This is a genomic window from Pseudomonas nunensis (genome assembly GCF_024296925.1).
GTDB lineage: Bacteria > Pseudomonadota > Gammaproteobacteria > Pseudomonadales > Pseudomonadaceae > Aquipseudomonas > Aquipseudomonas nunensis.
In genome coordinates this window covers 5444434-5464306 of sequence record NZ_CP101125.1, presented here as the reverse complement: position 1 = coordinate 5464306, position 19873 = coordinate 5444434, and the positions used below count along the sequence as shown (strand labels likewise).

Sequence of the window (19873 nt, the reverse complement as noted above, 5' to 3'; positions counted from 1 at the left end):
GGAAGTCGAGGGGGAGTCTATCAGGCGCTACTGCGTCTGTCGGCTCAGGACGTTTGCGCCGCCGCTCGGTTCTGTTGATCACGCTGGGCAACCCAGTGTTCGATCAGTTCGCGCAACTGCGACAACTCGACCGGTTTGGCCATGTGCCCGTCCATGCCGGCCTGGCGTGCGCGCTCTTTATGCTCGGCGAGGATGTGTGCGGTCAATGCCACCACCGGCGTACGAATCCGCTGGTTGCCGACTTCCCACGCGCGCAATTGCTGGGTCGCGGAGAAACCGTCGAGGATCGGCATTTCGCAGTCCATCAGCACCAGGTCATAGCGCTGGGCTTTCATCGCCTGCAACGCTTCTTCGCCATTGCTGGCGGTGTCCGGTTGCAGGTTGAGCTTGCCCAGCATGCCGCGAATGACTTTGGTCGAGATGCTGTTGTCTTCGGCCACCAGGATGCGGAAATCGCTCGGCACCTTGACCGGCAGGGTGGGGCCGACCGGCAGGTGATGCGACACGGCCAGGCCTTTGTTGCGCTGGTTCAGTTCGTCCGCCAGGGTGGTCTTGAGGGTGTAGCCGGCCACCGGTTTGGCGAGGATGCGCTTGATCCCCGAGTTGCGGGCAATGATCTTGCTCGGCGCATTGCTGATGCCCGTGAGCATGATCAGCAGGATGTCGTGATTGAGGCTCGGGTCTTCCTTGATCTTGGCCGCCAGTTGCATGCCGGTCATGCCGGGCATGTTCTGGTCCAGCAGGACCACGTCGAAGTAATCGCGTAGATGCGCCTTGGTGCGCAGCAGGGCCAGGGCTTCCTTGCCGGACGGTACGGCGCTGACGTTCAGGCCCCAGGCGCTGCACTGTTGCACCAGCACTTTGCGGCAAGTGTCGTTGTCGTCCACCACCAGCACGCGAGCGCCTTGCAACGGGCTGTCGAGATCGGAAGTCGGGTGTTCGAGGCGGTCCGGGTCCAGTGGCAAGGTCAGCCACAGAGTGCTGCCCTGGTTGGTGCCGCTCTTGATCCCGAATTCCCCTTGCATCAGGCGAATCAGTTGCCGGGCGATCACCAGCCCCAGGTTGCCACCCAGGCGAGTCGCCGAGAGGAAATGCTTGCTGTGCAGTTCGGCGTGCATCAGCGCATCGCGCTCCTCGGCTTCCATCGGCACGCCGCTGTCCTGCACGGCGATGCGCAGGCGCGGTTTGGCACTGCGGTCGTCTAGGGCGACGACGATCAGGATCTCGCCCTCGTCGGTTTTCTTCAGGGCATTTTCCAGCAGGCTCAGCAGGGTCTGGCGCAGACGGGTCGGATCACCGCTGATCACGCGCGGCACTTGCGGCTGGATAAAACTGATCAGTTCGACGTTCTGCTGCTCGGCCTTGGCGCGGAAGATACTCAGGCAATCTTCGATCAGGGCATTGAGGTCGAACTGCACGTCGTCCAGTTCGATCTGCCCGGACTCGAGCTTGGAGATGTCGAGAATCTCGTTGATCAGGGTCAGCAATTCGTTGCCGGCGCTGTGGATGGTTTGCACGTAGTCGCGTTGCTTGACTGACAGCGGCGTGCCCAGCAGCAGTTCAGTCATGCCCAATACGCCATTCATCGGCGTGCGGATTTCGTGGCTGATCTTGGCCAGGAATTCGGCCTTGGCGTTGATCTCGGCATTGCTCGCGGCCAGGTCGCGGCTGACGCTGAAACGGTCTTCGGTGATGCTGCGCTGACGTTCGCCCAAGGCGATGCTCATCAACAAGCCACTGATGCAGATGAAGGCCAACAGCGTAATGATCAGGCCTTGCGGCGCCACAAGGGTCAACCCCAGCAGCGCAGGCAATATGATCAGCGCGCCGATGTTGAACACCACCATTGCCGCCACGAACAATCGGGCCGGGCGATAGCCTTTTTGCCAGTGAAAGGCGCTGACGAACAACATGCTCAGGCCCGCCAGTGCGACCAGAGCGTAAGTGATGATGTTCAGCGGCAGGGTGTTGACGAACAACAGCAGCAGGCCGGCGACTACGGTGAACAGAATGTCCCCGATCAGCAGTTTGTTCAGCGGATGCGCGCCGAGCGGCGCAAAGAAACGATAGGCGAACATCAGGCCGCACGGCGCGGTCAGCAACAGGGCGAGATAGGCGCCCGGCGTCTGGATCGCATGCCAGTTCGGCAGCCACGGCCCGGCCAGGTTCAACAGCAGGATCAGGCTGAGCATCAGCAGGAGTTCGCACGCGGCGAGCCACAGGCTGCTGCGCGAGCGCGTATAGGCGTAACGCACGATGTTGTGCAGGATCAGCATGGCGAGACAGCCGAACAGCAGGCCGTAGATCAGCGTGAGGTTCTGGTTGGCCGCAGTCATCACTGCTGATTGCAGGGTGATATACGGCCGCAACTGGTGCTCGGAAACCAGCCGGACGTAGACATCGAGGGTTTTGTCGCTTTGGGGCAGCGGCAACATGAAGTCGCTGCTGGGCAATGGCCGATCAACTTGAGGTTGTTGGGTGCCGGTGTTCAGTTGCTCGACCAGCGTGTCGCCGTCCAGCACATACAGGTTGAGGTGCGACAGGTCGGGGGCGAACACCCGCAGCAATTGTTCGTGTTTGCCGGGTGCCAGCTTGAAACGCAGCCATAACGCACCGTCGGGCTCGGCTGCGGTGAGGCGGTCGAGTTCGATGGGGCTGAATTGATTGATGAAGCGTGCGGAGCGGATATCGCTCAACGCCAGGTCGCCCTGTTCGTCGAGCAATACCGACCAGCCACTGCCTTGCGCGGCCTGGGCCGGGAGCATGCAGAGCAAGGTCAACAGAGTGACGGTAAGTCCTATGGCAATCCTGAGCCAGCGCACGGCGAAATCCCTTCGTAGGTTGATGCCAGAATATAACTATGCGCGGCGCCGGAATAGTCCGGCAAGGGCATCAAGCCCTTGCCTGGCCGAAAGGATGCCTTATTCCTGATTTTCGCCACGCTCGCGGGCAATGGCGCGGTAGCCAATGTCCTTGCGATAGAAGCTGCCTTCCCAGTCGATCTTGGCCGCCAGCTTGTAAGCCTGCTGCTGTGCCGCATCAACGCTGGCGCCCATGGCCGTGGCGCAAAGCACCCGACCACCGGCTGTTACAACCTGACCGTCCTTGAGCGCAGTGCCGGCGTGGAAGACTTTGCCTTCCAGTGCCGCGGCTGCGTCCAGACCGTTGATCGCCACGCCTTTAGCGTAGTCGCCAGGATAGCCGCCAGCGGCGAGCACGATGCCGACGCTCGGACGTGGATCCCATTGCGCTTCAACTTTGTCCAGGGCTTGCGCCAGGGCCGCTTCAACCAGCAACACCAGGCTCGACTGCAAACGCAGCATCACCGGTTGGGTTTCAGGGTCGCCGAAACGGCAGTTGAACTCGATAACTTTTGGGTTACCGGCTTTGTCGATCATCAGGCCAGCATAGAGGAAGCCGGTGTAGACGTTGCCTTCATCGGCCATGCCGCGCACGGTCGGCCAGATCACCAGGTCCATGACGCGCTTGTGGACTTCAGCGGTCACGACTGGGGCAGGGGAGTAGGCACCCATGCCGCCGGTGTTCGGGCCGGTGTCGCCATCGCCAACACGTTTGTGGTCCTGGCTGGTGGCCATCGGCAGTACGTTCTTGCCGTCGACCATCACGATGAAGCTGGCTTCTTCGCCGTCGAGGAATTCTTCTATCACCACGCGGGAACCGGCGTCGCCGAAAGCGTTGCCGGCGAGCATGTCGCGCACGGCGTCTTCGGCTTCAGCCAGGGTCATGGCGACGATAACGCCTTTACCGGCGGCCAGACCGTCGGCCTTGATCACGATCGGTGCGCCTTTTTCGCGCAGGTAGGCCAGGGCCGGCTCGATCTCGGTGAAGTTCTGGTAGTCGGCGGTCGGGATCTTGTGGCGTGCCAGGAAGTCCTTGGTGAACGCTTTCGAACCTTCCAGCTGGGCAGCGCCTGCGGTCGGACCGAAGCAATCCAGGCCACGGGCGCGGAACAGATCAACAACGCCGGCAACCAGTGGGACTTCCGGACCGACGATGGTCAGGGAAACGTTCTTCTCGGCGAAATCAGCCAGTTGCTCAAGGGCCAGCACGTCGATGGCGACGTTCTCGCACTTGGCTTCAATGGCGGTGCCGGCGTTGCCCGGAGCAACGAAAACCTTCTGCACGCGCGGATCCTGAGCCACTTTCCAGGCCAGGGCGTGTTCACGGCCACCGCTGCCAATGATCAAAACATTCATTTCAAAAAACCTCAAAAAACTGTGGGTGGCGCTGCAAACCCGCGTAGGAGCTGTCGAGTGAAACGAGGCTGCGATCTTTTGATTTTGTTTTTTAGAATCAAGATCAAAAGATCGCAGCCTGCGGCAGCTCCTACAGGGGGAGCGGTGTATCAGTGACGGAAGTGGCGCATGCCGGTGAACACCATGGCGATGCCGGCTTCATCAGCTGCGGCAATCACTTCTGCATCACGCATCGAGCCGCCTGGCTGGATCACTGCGGTGATGCCAACCTTGGCTGCGTTGTCCAGGCCGTCGCGGAACGGGAAGAACGCGTCGGAAGCCATCACCGAGCCTGCCACCTGCAAACCGGCGTGTTCAGCCTTGATCGCGGCGATGCGGGCGGAGTTCACGCGGCTCATCTGGCCGGCGCCGACACCGATGGTCTGGCGGTTCTTGGCGTAGACGATGGCGTTGGATTTGACGTACTTGGCGACTTTCCAGGCGAAGATCAGGTCGTTGATTTCCTGTTCGGTCGGGGCACGCTTGGTCACGACTTTCAGGTCTTCGCTGCCGATCATGCCGATGTCGCGGCTCTGTACCAGCAAACCGCCGTTGACGCGTTTGTAGTCCCAGGCAGCGGCGCGGTCAGCCGACCACTCGCCGCAGGTCAGCAGACGCACGTTGGCTTTGGCGGCAACGATCGCGCGGGCTTCTTCGCTGACGGACGGGGCGATGATCACTTCGACGAACTGACGCTCGACGATCGCCTTGGCGGTCTCGGCATCCAGTTCACGGTTGAAGGCGATGATGCCGCCGAATGCGGATTCGGTGTCGGTGGCGTAAGCCAGTTCGTAAGCCTGGCGGATGCCGCCTTCGGCGTCCGGGCTGACGGCAACGCCGCACGGGTTGGCGTGCTTGACGATCACGCAGGCTGGCTTGACGAAGCTCTTCACACATTCCAGCGCAGCATCGGTGTCGGCCACGTTGTTGTACGACAGCTCTTTGCCTTGCAGTTGGGTCGCGGTGGCGATACCGACTTCGGCCGGCTTGGCTTCCACGTAGAACGCCGCGCTCTGGTGCGGGTTCTCGCCGTAGCGCATTTCCTGAGCCTTGACGAACTGGCTGTTGAAGGTGCGCGGAAACTCGCTGCGACCTTCGGTGCTGAGGGTTTCAGCGGCCTGGTTCACGGTGCCCATGTAGTTGGCGATCATGCCGTCGTAGGCAGCGGTGTGTTCGAAGGCCTTGAGCATCAGGTCGAAACGCTGAGCGTAGGTCAGGCCGCCGGCCTTGAGGCTTTCCAGGACATTGGCGTAGTCGCTGGCATTCACCACGATGGCCACGTCTTTATGGTTTTTGGCCGCCGAGCGGACCATGGTCGGGCCGCCGATGTCGATGTTCTCGATGGCGGTCGGCAGGTCGCAGCCTGGCTTGTTGATGGTGGCTTCGAACGGGTACAGGTTGACCGCAACCAGGTCGATCGGCTTGATGCCGTGCTCGTTCATGATCGCGTCGTCGATACCGCGACGACCGAGGATCCCTCCGTGGATTTTCGGGTGCAGGGTCTTGACCCGACCGTCCATCATTTCCGCGAAACCGGTGTAATCCGCGACTTCCACTGCGGCAACGCCGTTGTCGCGCAGCAGCTTGAACGTCCCGCCGGTGGAGAGGATCTCGACACCCAGGGCTTCAAGCTCCTTGGCGAATTCGAGGATCCCGGTCTTGTCGGAGACGCTGATCAAGGCGCGGCGGATCGGCAGGCGGGTAGTCTGGTCGGTCATTTCAATTTCCATCAAAAGCAAAGGAGTCAGCAAAAAAGGCGACCGTTTTTACGCGGGCGCCTTTCTGGTTTGATTGAATGCTTACAGCAAATCGTACTGCTTGAGTTTCTTGCGCAGCGTGCCTCGGTTCAGCCCGAGCAGCTCGCTGGCCTTGGTCTGGTTGCCCTTGACGTAGTTCATCACGCACTCGAGCAGGGGAGCCTCGACTTCGGAGAGCACCAGGTTGTACACATCCGTGACGGCAGCGCCCTCAAGGTGGGCGAAATAATTGTGCAGCGCCTTCTCGACACTCCCGCGAAGGGTCTGACCTTCTTCGCTCGGCGTATTGAGGTGCTGTTTCAAATTCACGTTGTCGCTCACGGGTGTTGTTCCACTCACTAAAGTCTCGGTCATCATCGTCATGCGGCCACCTCGTCTCCGTCCCCTGTCAGGCTCTTGTAACGTTCGGCGAAGAAGCCCTGAACGTTGGCGCATTGTGCTTCCGTATCTTCCAAACGATTGAAGTGGGCGCGGAACTCCCTGGCGCCCGGCAAGGTTGCGAGATACCAGCCCACATGCTTTCGAGCAATGCGTACGCCCATGACATCTCCATAGAAGACGTGCAGCGCAGCCAGATGCTCTAGCAGAATGCGTTCCACCTCGATCAGTTCCAGCGCCGGGAGTTTCTCGCCGGTACGCAGGAAATGGTCGATCTCGCGAAAAATCCATGGCCGCCCCTGGGCAGCCCGGCCTACCAACAGGCCATCGGCACCGGTCGCGTCGAGCACGTACCGGGCCTTCTCGGGTGAATCGATGTCGCCATTGGCGAAGACCGGAATCGACACCGCCTGCTTGATCGCGGCAATCGTGTCGTACTCGGCTTCGCCGGTGTACAGGTCGGCACGGGTGCGGCCATGGACCGCCAACGCCGTGATGCCTGCCTGCTCGGCGATCTTCGCCACGGTCAGACCGTTCTTGTTGTCCCGGTCCCAGCCCGTGCGGATCTTCAGGGTGACCGGCACATCAACCGCAGCCACTACGGCCTGCAGGATCTCGGTAACCAGTGCTTCATCTTTCAACAGCGCGGAACCGGCGGCCTTGTTGCAGACCTTTTTCGCCGGACAGCCCATGTTGATATCAATAATCTGTGCGCCCAGTTCGACATTGGCCCGGGCCGCATCCGCCAGCATCTGCGCATCGCCACCGGCGATCTGTACCGAGCGTGGCTCGGGATCACCTTCGTGAATCATGCGCATCCGCGATTTGCGGGTGTTCCACAAGCTCATGTCGCTGGTGACCATTTCCGAGACTACAAGTCCTGCGCCCAGTCGCTTGCACAGCTGACGAAAGGGCTGGTCGGTGACCCCCGCCATCGGGGCGAGGATCAAGCCGTTGTGCAATGTATATGGACCGATGCGTACCGCCGACATAGGACTTCCCTGTTGTGGGGCCGGATCATGAGAGTTCGAAAAAGGGTTGGCATGATACCCGCTCTCGATGACTGGATAAAGGCTGAATTGAACAAAATCTGAACAGTTATTCTGTTATCGCCAGCGGTTTGGTCCAGGCGGGCAAAGTCAGAAAACCGCCGTCAATCCCGGAGCACTGAAGCGTTTCACTCGGGCGAATGGAAGCTCAGGCTGTAGTTCACCGCTTTGGGGCCTGGATCGAGGATATCCAGCGCGATGTGGATCGGCGTTTGGGGTGGCATCTCTGCCATCCCTTCGAGGTCGCCGTTGAGGTACTCGCCGGGTTTGAAGCGACGACTGGCGATCAGATGACCATTGAGGTCGGCAAAGCGCAGTTCCAGCAATGGGAAAGGCTGGGAGAAGGCCGCGCGGTTATAAATGATGGCATCCACCACCAGCGCGCCGCTGAAGTCCGGATGGCTGCGCACCACCAGGTTGCTGCTTTTTACTTTGGCGATGTCGACCTTGGAGGGCACCGTGCAGCCGATTTGCGGGCACAGTTGCTGGAACCACGGACGGTATTGGTCCTGGCGGGCCAGTTCTTCGAAATGGTAGGCGACGTACTGACCGACCAGCGCGCCAGCACCGAGCAGGATCAGCACCAGCCAGAAAAACCGTCGGCCCCAGGGTGAGCGGCGCTTTTGCCAATCGAGTTGCAGCGGGTCGTCGCTCAGGTCCTGCAAGGCATCGACACGTTCCGTCGACTCGCTGCGTTCGTGTCGCTTGCGCAGGTGGGCGACCGGGGGCAGGTCATCGTCAGGTGCATCGGTTGCCGACAGGCGATCGTGGTGCAGGGGCATGTCGAGCGGATCATTCAGCCGCAGTTGCGGCACATGCGGCTCGTCGTCCAGATCAACCGGTTCCAGCGAGAACGACGGTTCAGTGCGCGCGTGCTTGCTCGATTCTGCCTGCGTGTTCCGTTGGTCGGCTTCGACCGCTTGGGCGCGATCCGCCGCCGATTCGCTGAAGAGGCTGTCGGACCAAGGCTCTTCGTCGTGTTCCACAGAGTCGCGGCGAGCGCTGAGGCCGTTTTCGCGGTGCCGGCCAAATTCCGTGGTCGGCTGGATTTCCCGCTGTTCAAGCCGGGCGAGTTCCTGATCCAGGTCGAGGCTGTCCAGATCCATCTCGGTGGCAGACCACTGCTTTTGGCTGATGGCCCGTACCGGCGGCTCGACGACAGCCGGGGCGACCGGTTTGACCGCGTCCTGGCTGGCGCGCTGCTCAAGCAGTTGCTTGGCGGCGTTGAACACTTGCAGGCAGGAGCCACAGCGAACCACTCCACGGGCCACGCTCAATTGAGCATGGCTGACGCGGAAGCTGGTTTGGCAATGCGGGCACTGAGTGACGAAGCTGTCGGTCATGCGGCGATCCGGATTATGCAGGCGCTCATTCTAGCGCCGACGGCCAGTGATGCGCACCCAGCCATCACGATTGGCAATCGGGTCCAGATCGAAGTCCTGGGCGTAGGCCTTGGCGACTTCTTCACCTTGCTCGGCAAGGATGCCCGACAGCGCCAGGCGACCGCCCGGCTTGACCAGGCTGGACAGTTGCGGCGCCAATGAAACCAGCGGGCCGGCGAGGATATTCGCGACCAGCACATCAGCCTGAACCTGCGGCAGGTCTTCCGGCAGGTACAGCGGGAACAACGCTTCGGCAATGTTGTTGCGCCCGGCGTTATCGCGGGAGGCTTCCAGGGCTTGCACGTCGATGTCAGTGCCGACGGCTTCCTTGGCGCCCAGCAGCAGGGCGGCGATGGCCAGAATCCCCGAGCCACAACCGAAGTCCAGCACCTTGCAGTCCTTCAGGTCCTGGCCGTCGAGCCATTCCAGGCACAGCGCGGTAGTCGGGTGGGTGCCGGTGCCGAACGCCAGGCCCGGGTCGAGCAGCAGGTTCACCGCGTCCGGTTCAGGCGCGGCGTGCCAGCTCGGCACAATCCACAGGCGCTCACCAAAACGCATCGGCTGGAAGCCATCCATCCAGCTGCGTTCCCAGTCCTGGTCTTCGATGATTTCGCTGTGATGCTCGGGCAGCGGGCCGCCGGTCAGCAATTCCATGTGGGCCAATACGCTGGCGGCTTCGGTGCCGTCCTCGAACAGGGCCAGCAGGTGTGTATGGGACCACAGCGGCGTGGTGTTGAGTTCCGGCTCGAAGATCGGCTGATCTTCGGCGTCCATGAAGGTCACCGACACGGCGCCCACTTCAAGGAAAGCGTCTTCGTAGGTTTCGGCTTGTTCTGGGCTGATGGCGAGACGGACTTGCAGCCAAGGCATGGCGGGCACCTTTGAAAAATATTGATTGCAGCCTAGCGGGCTGCGAGAAGCGCGCAAGTTTACGCGAGCGCGCGTCAGAAGACGACAAGGCCGGTGCATGCCGCGCCGACGTGCTCTTTGTAGGAGCGAGGCTTGCCCGCGAACCAGGCGACGCGATCTATCAAGTAGAGTGCGTCATCGTTCTTCGCGGGCAAGCCTCGCTCCTACAGAGGGCTGCATCACATTTTAGTGTCATTGGCTTTGAGCCATTGCAAGCCTTTACTCGTCAGGCGATAGCGTTGCAGCCGACTGTTGGGTTGCCCTGGATGCGTCATTTCAAGAGCTCCGGCAGCAATGGCCGGCAGTATGTAAGCCTTGCGGAAGTGATCTGCGTTTTTCAGGCTCATGGCGGTTTGTAGTTCCTGTCTACTCATATCACCTTCCATGACTTGCAAAAGCGCAGCGACTTCCATGGTGACTTCCATGGTGACTTCCATGGTCATTGCTTCAGTGCTCTGCGATTGAGGGTGTGCCTGCAGCCGCACCACATAGGAAATCCGCTCGTCGTCGGTTTCAAATATAGGGGCGGGAGAGCCATTGGCAGCCATGACCTTGAGGATTTTAGGGATGCCGGTCGAGCGGCCTTCGGTCAGGTCCAGTTCTTTCAAGAACTCCCCGATTCTCCTGTTGCGGTAACGACGACTCACGGCGCGACCGGCTCGCAAGTCTTCCAGATGAATAGATCGATCAGGCCCTGGAAAGCTCAAAATCACCAACTCGTCCTGGCTGATTCGAACCTCGATGGGTTCGCGCTCCTCATAGGAGCGGTGATACACAGCGTTGACCAATGCCTCTTCAACCGCCGGAAAAGGGAAGTTCCAGACTCGCGAGGCCTCGGCACGATCTGAATGCTTGATCACTGTTTCACGGAGATAATTGCGCTGAATGTAGGCCAAGGCCTCGCGGGTAATGGTTGCGACAGGCCCTTTAAAGATTTTTTCGTCAAAACGGTCGCCACCCGCTCCTTCTGGAAACCACAGCACATCAATCTGTGTCCCGGCGAAGAATCGCTCGGGCGTGTCGCTGAAGAACATCAGACCTACATTCTTGGGCCACGGTGATTCAGTTGGGCCGCCTACAACGTTCATTTGTCGGCCTAACGCCTCGATTGACAGGTTGTCAGCGTCTTCTGCAAGGGCGCTGCCGATCTCTTGCAGGAAGTTTTTCATCAGCGGTTTAGACAGGTCGTTGACACGGGCGCCTTGGTGGAATCGATCATCGAAAGGCACCTTGGCGGTAAGGCTCAGGAGTTCCTGTTCGATTTCTCCCTTGGCTTCCACCGTGCTGCTATAGCGACGGATGTAGCAGTGCAAGCTGCGGTGCCTGGCTGTCACTGCGGCAGGGGCTTTATAGGGGCGATTTTGCCCTCCCGGCGCCCACAGCACGATTAACTTGTGACCCTCGATCTCTTCTACGCTAAGCACCGGAAAGTAGGCGGGTTGAATTGATTGGCATGCAGCCAGTAATTCAAGCTGAATCTTGTCGAGCACCTGATCGGCAAGCCCCGAAGGAGGGAAGATCGGCTGGCCGTTGGCATCGCAGTCTTGCCCAATTACCACGTACCCGCCGCCCAGATTTTCAAAGTCATTGGCGAAAGCGCAAAGCGTGCGAATGATCGGGTCAGGGTTCCAGCCCGCTTTGTATTCGATTCGCTCACTCTCGACTGTTCGCTGGCGCAGCAAATCGTTGAGATTGATCGGGAGTTTTTGAGACATAGGCGGGCTCTGGTTCGTCGGCGTTGCGCTGATGAGAGGGCGATTATAGCCAGCCCTTACCGGCCAATGCCTGTCAGTTAAGCCCCACAACGAGTGGATGAAACCTCCAGAAACAACAAAGCCGCTCGAAAGCGGCTTTGTTGGTCTGGATCACATCTTAATGCTGGTTGGCCAGCTTGTGTTCCAGGTAGTGGATGTTGATTCCACCTTTGCAGAAGCCTTCATCGCGGACCAGGTCGCGGTGCAGCGGGATGTTGGTCTTGATCCCGTCGACAACGATTTCGTCCAGCGCATTGCGCATGCGCGCCAGGGCTTCGTCACGGGTTGCGCCGTAGGTGATCAGCTTGCCGATCAACGAATCGTAGTTCGGCGGAACGGCATAGCCACTGTACAGGTGCGAATCGACGCGAACGCCGTTGCCGCCTGGAGCGTGGAAATGCTTGACCGTGCCTGGGCTTGGCATGAAGGTTTTCGGGTCTTCGGCGTTGATCCGGCATTCAAGTGCGTGACCGCGGATGACAACGTCTTCCTGGGTGTACGACAGCTTGTTGCCAGCGGCGATGCTGAGCATCTCCTTGACGATGTCGATGCCGGTGACCATTTCCGATACCGGGTGCTCAACCTGAACGCGGGTGTTCATTTCGATGAAATAGAACGCGCCGTTCTCGTACAGGAACTCGAAAGTACCTGCGCCACGGTAGTTGATGTCGATGCACGCCTTGACGCAGCGAGCGAGGACTTCAGCACGAGCCTTCTCGTCGATGCCCGGTGCCGGCGCTTCTTCGAGAACTTTCTGGTGACGACGTTGCAGCGAGCAATCGCGGTCGCCCAGATGGATCGCGTGACCCTGGCCATCGGAAAGCACCTGGACTTCCACGTGACGTGGGTTGGTCAGGAATTTTTCCAGATAGACCATCGGGTTGCCGAACGCCGCGCCAGCTTCGGAGCGGGTCAGTTTGGCCGAGGAGATCAGGTCTTCTTCTTTATGCACAACGCGCATGCCGCGACCACCACCGCCACCAGCGGCCTTGATGATCACCGGGTAGCCGACTTCACGGCCGATGCGCAGGGCCGTTTCTTCGTCTTCCGGCAGCGGGCCGTCGGAACCTGGAACGGTCGGTACGCCGGCAGCGATCATGGCGTGCTTGGCCGATACCTTGTCGCCCATCAGGCGAATGGTGTCGGCTTTCGGGCCAATGAAGGCGAAACCGGAGTTTTCGACCTGTTCGGCGAAATCGGCGTTTTCCGCGAGGAAACCGTAGCCTGGGTGAATGGCGGTAGCGCCGGTCACTTCAGCAGCGGCGATGATTGCCGGAATATGCAGGTAAGACTTTGCAGCCGATGCCGGACCAATGCAGACGGATTCATCCGCCAGACCCAGGTGCATCAGCTCTTTGTCAGCCGTGGAATAAACGGCGACGGTCTTGATGCCCATCTCTTTGCAGGCACGCAGGATCCGCAGGGCGATCTCACCGCGGTTGGCGATCAGAACTTTTTCCAACTTCGCAGTCATCAAAGTCTCTCCGCGGTTCAAACGATGGTGAACAGCGGTTGGTCGTACTCAACCGGCTGGCCGTCTTCGACGAGGATGGATTCGATCACACCGCTGGTTTCAGCTTCGATGTGGTTCATCATCTTCATCGCTTCAACGATGCACAGGGTGTCGCCTTTCTTCACGGTCTGGCCAACTTCAACGAAGGACGGCGAGCTTGGCGAAGATTTGCGATAGAAGGTGCCGACCATTGGCGAACGGGCAACGGTGCCGTTCAGTACTGGCGCGGCCGGAGCAGCAGGGGCAGCGGCAGCAACCGGAGCGGCGGCAACAGGTGCCGGGGCCGGAGCGTGCATTGGCGCTGGTGCGTAGTACTGCTGAGCCGGGGTCTTGCTGTGACGGCTGATGCGAACGGACTCTTCGCCTTCCTTGATCTCGAGCTCGTCGATGCCGGACTCTTCCAGCAATTCGATCAGTTTCTTAACTTTACGGATATCCATGAATCATCAACTCCCAAGGGTCGGTCAGGGGCGTTCAACGCTTGTTGTTCAAGCCGTTGCCTGTCTTTCAAGCTGCTCTAGTGCGGCCTCCAGGGCCAGTCGATAACCGCTGGCGCCAAGGCCGCAGATCACTCCCACCGCTATATCGGAGAAGTAAGAGTGATGGCGGAAAGGTTCGCGTTTGTGCACGTTAGACAAATGCACTTCGATGAATGGGATGCTCACCGCCAGCAGCGCGTCACGTAATGCGACGCTTGTGTGTGTAAAAGCTGCTGGATTGATCACGATGAAATCCACACCTTCGCCGCGAGCGGCGTGGATGCGATCGATCAACTCGTACTCGGCGTTGCTTTGCAGGTGCAGCAAATGATGGCCGGCTTCGCGGGCACGGCGTTCCAGGTCCTGGTTGATCTGCGCCAGTGTCGTAGCGCCGTAGGTGCCCGGTTCGCGGGTGCCGAGCAAGTTCAGGTTGGGTCCGTGCAGAACCAGTAGCGTCGCCATCTGCTGTTCCTTGTTATCTGTGTGCAATTGTCAGAACCCGGCGACTATGCCGCAAAGCCTTTGTGACTGTCCAGTTCTATGCAATAGCCAGCACGATGGCCGATGTTTGCGCGAAATTTGTGACCGGCTTATTAAATCCGGTCATTTGCTTTCGCAACACGTTCGGCGAAGTCTTTTGCATTGATCTCGCCAATGACTCGCACATCGGTGCGTTCGGCGCCGTCCTTGGCGAAAAACATCAGCGCCGGAGGGCCGAACAATTTATAGCGGTCGAGCAAGGCGCGTTGCTCGGCGTTGCTGGCGGTGATGTCGAAGCGGATCAGGCGATAACCCTTGAGGCCTTCGACGACTTTGGCGTCGTTCAGCACTTCGTGTTCGATGACTTTGCAACTGATGCACCAGTCCGCGTACCAGTCCAGCAGCAGCGGGGTGCCAGACGTTTTGGCTTCGGCGAGGACGCGGTCGAGGTCGGCCGGCGTGCTGACGGTTTGCCAGGTGCTGGTGTTTTGCGTCTGTTCGGTAGAAACGACAGTGCGCGGCTGGCCGATGGGGTTAAGCGGATCGGTCTGGCCGCTGAAGGCGCCGTACCAACAGGCCAAGGCATAAAACACCAGGAACATCCCCAGCAATTGCCCGAGGCGTTTTCGAGGAGGTTTGTAGACGAACTCCAGCGCGCCCATGAACAAACCGACGCCGCCCGCCAACAAACCGATCAACAACAAGGTGATCTGGCCGGGTATCACTCGACTGAGCAAACCCACCGCCAACCCCAGCAGCAGCACGCCAATCGCATTCTTCACGTAAACCAGCCATGGCCCGCTTTTCGGCAACCACGCCGCGCCGCCGGTGGCCACCAGCAACAGCGGCGTGCCCATGCCCAGGCCCAGCACAAACAGTTTCAAACCGCCGCCCAAGGCATCGCCGCTGGCGCTGATGTACAGCAACGCACCGGCCAGCGGCGCCGAAACGCAAGGCGAAACCAGCAGGCTGGAAACCACGCCCAGCACCGCCGCGCCCCAGAGTGAGCCGCCTTCGGTGCGTCCGGCAATTCGGTCCAGTCGGCTGCTGATGAAGTGCGGCAGCTTCAGTTCGAAGACGCCGAACATCGCCAGTGCAAACACCGCGAAGAACGTCGCGAACGGCACCAGCACCCAGGCCGATTGCAGCCGCGCCTGAAGATTGAGCTGCGCGCCGAACATGCCCATCAACGCACCGAGCAGGGCGAAACACGCGGCCATCGGCAACACATACGCCAACGACAAATTGAACCCCCGCAGCCCGCCGACCTGGCCGCGCAATACCACGCCGGAAAGAATCGGCAGCATCGGCAGCACACACGGGGTAAACGTCAGGCCCAGGCCGGCGAGGAAGAACAGCGCCAGTTCGCGCCAGCTCCAGCTCGCGGTTGTGCTGACGACCTTGTCGGAGACCACCGCACCGCTGCCATCAATGCTCAACCGCTCGGTTTCCGGCGGATAGCACAGGCCTTTGTCGGCGCAGCCCTGATAAGTCACGGCCAGGGTGAATGCGCGTTGATCAGTGCGTGGCAGTTCTACATCGAGGATCCCGTGGTAAACCTCGACGTCGCCGAAGTACTCGTCGTGCTTCTTTTCACCGTCGGGAAGTTGCGCAGCGCCCAGCGTGACATCGGCCGGATCGGCGCGAAACTGGAAGCGGTGGCGGTAGAGGTAATAACCCTCGGTGGCGACGAAACGCAGCTTGATCGATTGCGGTGTGCTGTCTACCAGGCTCAGTTGGAAGGCTTCGCGTACCGGCAGGAAGTCGGCGCTGTTGTTGATCGAGCCCAGCGTCGAACTGGGCCGACTGTCCAGCAACCCGGTGGCGGAGGCCGGCAGGGCGAGCACTAAAAGCAGCAGGCAAAGCAAACGGCGCATGACAATCTCGCGTATCGGAAGTGTGGGCATGATAGCGGACAGTCGGCGGGTGTGCAGGGCCTGGAATTCGGTGGTGATTGTTCTGGCGCCTTCGCGCATTCCAAATGTAGGAGCGAGGCTTGCCCGCGAAGAACGATAACGCGGTTTGTCTTGAAGACCGCGTCGCATCGTTCGCGGGCAAGCCTCGCTCCTACAGGTATGCGGCGGTGTATCAGACGCGGAAGGCTTGAACAGCTGTGTGAAGTCTTCCACCCAACACCAAAAGATTTTCACCCTGCTCGCGCCCTTGACCAATCCTCAGCAAGTTATCCCCACCCAACTGGTGAATCCGCTCGCTGTGATCGCGGATTTCACTCACCGCGCCGCTCTGTTGCGCCGTGACATCGGCGATGCGCACTGCCGTGTCGGCAATGGTCTGGATTGCCCCGACGATTTTATCCAGCGCACCGTCTGCCGCTTGCGCCTGGTTGGCGGTGGCTTCGGCGTGTTCGACCTGGGCGCGCATGCCTTCCACCGATTGCCGCGCGGCAGTTTGCAGGCCGGCGATCAAGGTCTGGATCTCGGACGTGGCGCCGGCAGTGCGTTGCGCCAGTGAGCGCACTTCCTCGGCGACCACTGCAAAACCGCGACCCATCTCCCCGGCGCGTGCCGCTTCTATCGCCGCGTTCAGCGCCAGCAGGTTGGTCTGGTCGGCAATCGAGCGAATCACCGTCAGCACGCCGCCGATGGTTGCAGACTCTTCGGCCAGGTGTTCAATCATCTGCGCGTTGCCTTGCACTTCGCCGACCAACGCATGCAAACCTGTGAGGCTCAGGCCGATGACTTTCTGCCCTTGCTCCACCGCCAGCCCGGCATTGCGACTGGCGTCAGCAGCCTGGCTCGCATCGCCGGCCACTTGCTGGATGGTGGCTTCCAGTTCGCCGAGGGAATCGCGGATCAGCGCCGTGTCGCCGGCCTGATGTTCGGCGCCGCTGTGCAGGTCGTTGCTCAGCTCGGCCAGGGTTCGGCTGCTGCCAGCAACCTGCTCGGCGTTGAGGCGAATGGTCCCCACCAGATCCACCAGATAGGCGCGCAAGCGGTTGAGCGAGGCCTGGATGTCATGCAATTCGCGGTTGGTCTTGCCCAGTTGAATGTCCTGGCTGAAGTCGCCCTCGGCCCAAGTCGACAGGGCGGGCGCCAGATTGGTCAAGGTGCGGGCCAGACGTCGTTGCAAGGTGTCGATCAGCAGCGCGATCAGCAGAATCAGGCCGATCATCAGCCCTTGCATCAAGCGCACTTCGCCCTGGATCTGCCCGTGCTGGGCGCGCACCACCGGTTCGAGGCCGGCGATGGCTTGCTGCACGGCGGTGATTTTGGTGTGGGTGGCGGCGCTCAGATCTGCGCGTTTTTGAATCTGATCGCGGGTGCGCGCCAGCTCCGCCGGGTAGCGGGTGAGCAGGCTGTTGAGTTCGCGCTTGAGGCCGACGCCGGCATCTTCGACCACCGCTTTCTCAGTGTTCTCCAACCCCATCAGCGAGGCGAAGTCGTCGGTGCTCGATTCGCTGCTGGTGGCCACGCCGAGCAACGGCAAGGCGTCCAGTTGCTCGGCCTGGGTGCGGATGTTGGCGACTTCACGCTCGACATCGGCGGCCAGTTCGCTGCGACCGCTGCTGACCAGTTTGTCCCGGGCCAGGGACAGCTTGCCCAAGTGCTGAGAGGCGGCGAGCAGCGGCGCCAGATACGTCGCGTTGGCGCTGGCGTATTGGCTGAGCTGGTCGAGGCTCGCGCCCAACTCCCGTTCAGCCTGCAGCAACAGCGCTTGCGGGTCGCCTGCGAGTTTGCCGGCGGCCAGCAGGTCGGTCTTGCTGAATTCTTCAAGGCTCGACAGGCTCGGGCGCAAGGTTTCGGCCAGGGCCGGCGGCAGTTCGGTGAGTTCTTTTTGCAAACCATCAATGGCCTGGCTGGCACTGCTCAAGCGCAAGGCATCGCCGCTGGACAGGTAATCCTCGACGTTGCGCGCCACTTCATTTTGAAATTGCTGGGACAAACCCAAGTAGCGCTCCATCAACAGATAGGGGCGCTCCAGGGCTTTTTGCGACCACCACAGCGTGGCGCCGAGGGCGACGCACACGGCGACAAGCAGGAGGGTATTGAGATTGGTCAGCAGCTTCAGGCGCATGGCGGATCTACCAACGGCAGAATGGTAAGCGCCTGAATTTATTGCGTTTGTGTTACAGGGTTATGACCGATTCGGTGGATTCCGATGAAAAAGTGGCACTTTGCTTTGACGCCCGCGCGGCCTGCACGCGATTGCGTCCGGCGTCCTTGGCGCGGTACAGCGCCTCGTCCGCTTGGCTGGCCATCATCAGACTGTCGGAATCTTCGCGCAGCTCGACCACTCCGGCGCTGAACGTGCACCAAAGGTCCTGCGGCTGGGCCGGGTAGTGAATTTCGGCAAAGCGCTGACGGATTTCATCCAACACCTTGTGGGCCGATTCGACATCAGTGTCGGGCATGACGATGGCGAATTCTTCGCCGCCGTACCGGCCAATGAAGTCGGTCTTGCGCAGCCTCTGCTTGAGAAACAGCGCCAGGCTCTTGATCACCCGGTCGCCCATGGGGTGGCCATGGCTGTCGTTGACCCGTTTGAAGTGGTCGATGTCGAGCATCGCAAAGCTCAGCGGCTTGTTCTCGCGGCGAGCGCGGAACGAGCAGTCTTCGAGCAATTGCAGAATATGAGTGTGGTTGTACAAACCGGTGAGGCTGTCACGGACCATCCGCGCCTTCAGGTTGCGCGCCCGGGCCGCGCGGTTGCGCACGGTAGTGATCAGGTGCCGAGGCTTGATCGGTTTGGTCAGGAAGTCGTCGCCGCCCTCGCTCATGGCGTCGAGCTGCTTGTCCAGATCGTCTTCGGCGGACAGGTAAATGATCGGCACGCTGACGTAGCGGTCGTTGTGGCGGATGACCTTGGCCAGTTCCGTACCGGTGCAGGCCGGCATGTACATGTCGAGGATGATCAGGTCAGGCTGGAAATCTGCCAATTCCGCCATCGCCTGGATCGGCTCGATCAAGGTCCGCGTGACGATCCCGGCGCTATTGAGCAGGCGCTCGGTGTGCAAGGCCTGGGCGCGGGAGTCGTCGATGATCAGCACTTTATACGGTTCGTACTGGGCGACGCAGGTCAGGACTTCGATCTTCTCCAGCAGGCTCGACGCTTCGAGGGTGCCGGTGAGGAATTCCTGGCCGCCGGCGCGCACGGCAGCGAGCCGGGTCGGGGTGTCGGTTTCGTGCAGACTGAAAAACAACAGCGGCAAAGGTTCGTCGAGGCCAACCTGGGCTTCGGCGGCCAGTTTCAGGCCGATACCGGGACCGCTGAAGTCCACGTCCATGACAATCGCCGCCGGCAAACGCTCGACCATCGAGGAGCGAAACGCCGACACACTGTCGAGGGACTGGGCGCTGAGCCCGAAGAACTCAAGTTGTTTGGCCAGCCGCTCGGCGCGATCGTGATCTTGCAGCATCACGTAGATGGGCTTGCGCAGCGGTGGCAGGAAAGTCTGGTCCAGTTGATCGCCGTGACGCAGGCCTGTGCGCGACAAGCGCTGCATCAAACGATTGAGGTCAGTGATCAGGCCGCTGCTCAGGCGTCCGCGATTGGCGTCCACGGCTTCCAGCGACTGGCCGATGTGGCGCGCCAGTTGCGAGTGTTCCGGCTGTTCGAAGCGTTCGGCAAACCGCAGCAGGCGCAGGTTGGCCTCGCTCAGCTCGGACAAATCGGTAGTGGACCACTCGCTGCGTTGCAGGCGCTGCCATATCTCAAGAATCTGACGTGCCTGATGAATTACCCGCTGGGCAAAGTGGTGCTTGAGGCGCTCACGGCTGGGGTCTTCTGGCTCGGTCATATCCTGACTACTAGTTAGGGTGCATGCTGAGATCGACTGGTGGCTCTATGCTAGCACCTCTTTTCCGTAACATGAGTGTCGTACGTCAATAATCTGCAAAGCGACCTCATTCAGTTCCTGACCGACTGGTCGCGCAGGTCCTTGTAGCAGCTGGCGAA

Annotated in this window: 14 protein-coding genes; all 14 read right to left on the bottom strand. The window is 60.5% G+C overall.

Annotation, left to right across the window (positions count from 1 at the left end):
- Nucleotides 1–44 precede the first annotated feature (44 nt).
- The 14 genes from NK667_RS24075 to gcbA all read right to left on the bottom strand — a co-directional run bounded on the left by NK667_RS24075 (nucleotide 45) and on the right by gcbA (nucleotide 19715).
- Entirely contained in the window at nucleotides 45–2822 is a 2778-nt protein-coding gene (locus NK667_RS24075) for a hybrid sensor histidine kinase/response regulator (RefSeq protein ID WP_054044031.1), read from the bottom strand.
- A gap of 99 nt (nucleotides 2823–2921) precedes the next feature.
- On the bottom strand, nucleotides 2922–4217 hold the full coding sequence (gene purD / locus NK667_RS24070; protein WP_054044030.1) for a phosphoribosylamine--glycine ligase: 1296 nt from the start codon (nucleotides 4215–4217) through the stop codon (nucleotides 2922–2924).
- A 149-nt stretch (nucleotides 4218–4366) separates the two neighbouring features.
- Nucleotides 4367–5974, bottom strand: a complete 1608-nt coding sequence (purH, locus tag NK667_RS24065; protein WP_054044029.1) for a bifunctional phosphoribosylaminoimidazolecarboxamide formyltransferase/IMP cyclohydrolase — start codon at nucleotides 5972–5974, stop codon at nucleotides 4367–4369.
- A gap of 81 nt (nucleotides 5975–6055) precedes the next feature.
- Entirely contained in the window at nucleotides 6056–6376 is a 321-nt protein-coding gene (fis, locus tag NK667_RS24060; protein WP_007907419.1) for a DNA-binding transcriptional regulator Fis, read from the bottom strand.
- Entirely contained in the window at nucleotides 6373–7383 is a 1011-nt protein-coding gene (dusB, locus tag NK667_RS24055; RefSeq protein ID WP_008153758.1) for a tRNA dihydrouridine synthase DusB, read from the bottom strand. The genes fis and dusB overlap by 4 nt, the downstream gene beginning before the upstream one ends.
- Before the next feature lie 185 nt (nucleotides 7384–7568).
- On the bottom strand, nucleotides 7569–8783 hold the full coding sequence (locus NK667_RS24050; RefSeq protein ID WP_054616350.1) for a DUF3426 domain-containing protein: 1215 nt from the start codon (nucleotides 8781–8783) through the stop codon (nucleotides 7569–7571).
- 30 nt (nucleotides 8784–8813) lie between these two features.
- Complete coding sequence (prmA, locus tag NK667_RS24045) at nucleotides 8814–9692, bottom strand: 50S ribosomal protein L11 methyltransferase (protein WP_054616349.1); 879 nt, start codon at nucleotides 9690–9692, stop codon at nucleotides 8814–8816.
- 218 nt (nucleotides 9693–9910) lie between these two features.
- Nucleotides 9911–11446, bottom strand: a complete 1536-nt coding sequence (locus NK667_RS24040; protein ID WP_054616348.1) for a Fic family protein — start codon at nucleotides 11444–11446, stop codon at nucleotides 9911–9913.
- 157 nt (nucleotides 11447–11603) lie between these two features.
- Entirely contained in the window at nucleotides 11604–12959 is a 1356-nt protein-coding gene (gene accC / locus NK667_RS24035) for an acetyl-CoA carboxylase biotin carboxylase subunit (RefSeq protein WP_054044025.1), read from the bottom strand.
- 17 nt (nucleotides 12960–12976) lie between these two features.
- Nucleotides 12977–13438 carry an acetyl-CoA carboxylase biotin carboxyl carrier protein gene (gene accB / locus NK667_RS24030; protein WP_054044024.1) on the bottom strand — a complete coding sequence of 154 codons (462 nt, stop codon included), beginning with the start codon at nucleotides 13436–13438 and terminating at the stop codon, nucleotides 12977–12979.
- A 48-nt stretch (nucleotides 13439–13486) separates the two neighbouring features.
- The gene (aroQ, locus tag NK667_RS24025) at nucleotides 13487–13939 is read right to left on the bottom strand and encodes a type II 3-dehydroquinate dehydratase (RefSeq protein WP_054044023.1); all 453 of its coding nucleotides are present in this window, start codon (nucleotides 13937–13939) and stop codon (nucleotides 13487–13489) included.
- A 131-nt stretch (nucleotides 13940–14070) separates the two neighbouring features.
- Complete coding sequence (locus tag NK667_RS24020; protein WP_054616347.1) at nucleotides 14071–15834, bottom strand: protein-disulfide reductase DsbD; 1764 nt, start codon at nucleotides 15832–15834, stop codon at nucleotides 14071–14073.
- A gap of 211 nt (nucleotides 15835–16045) precedes the next feature.
- A complete protein-coding gene (locus tag NK667_RS32890; RefSeq protein ID WP_401329492.1) occupies nucleotides 16046–17089 on the bottom strand; it encodes a methyl-accepting chemotaxis protein in 1044 nt (347 codons plus the stop codon).
- A gap of 955 nt (nucleotides 17090–18044) precedes the next feature.
- Complete coding sequence (gene gcbA / locus NK667_RS24010) at nucleotides 18045–19715, bottom strand: diguanylate cyclase GcbA (protein WP_054044020.1); 1671 nt, start codon at nucleotides 19713–19715, stop codon at nucleotides 18045–18047.
- Between the last annotated feature and the right edge of the window lie 158 nt (nucleotides 19716–19873).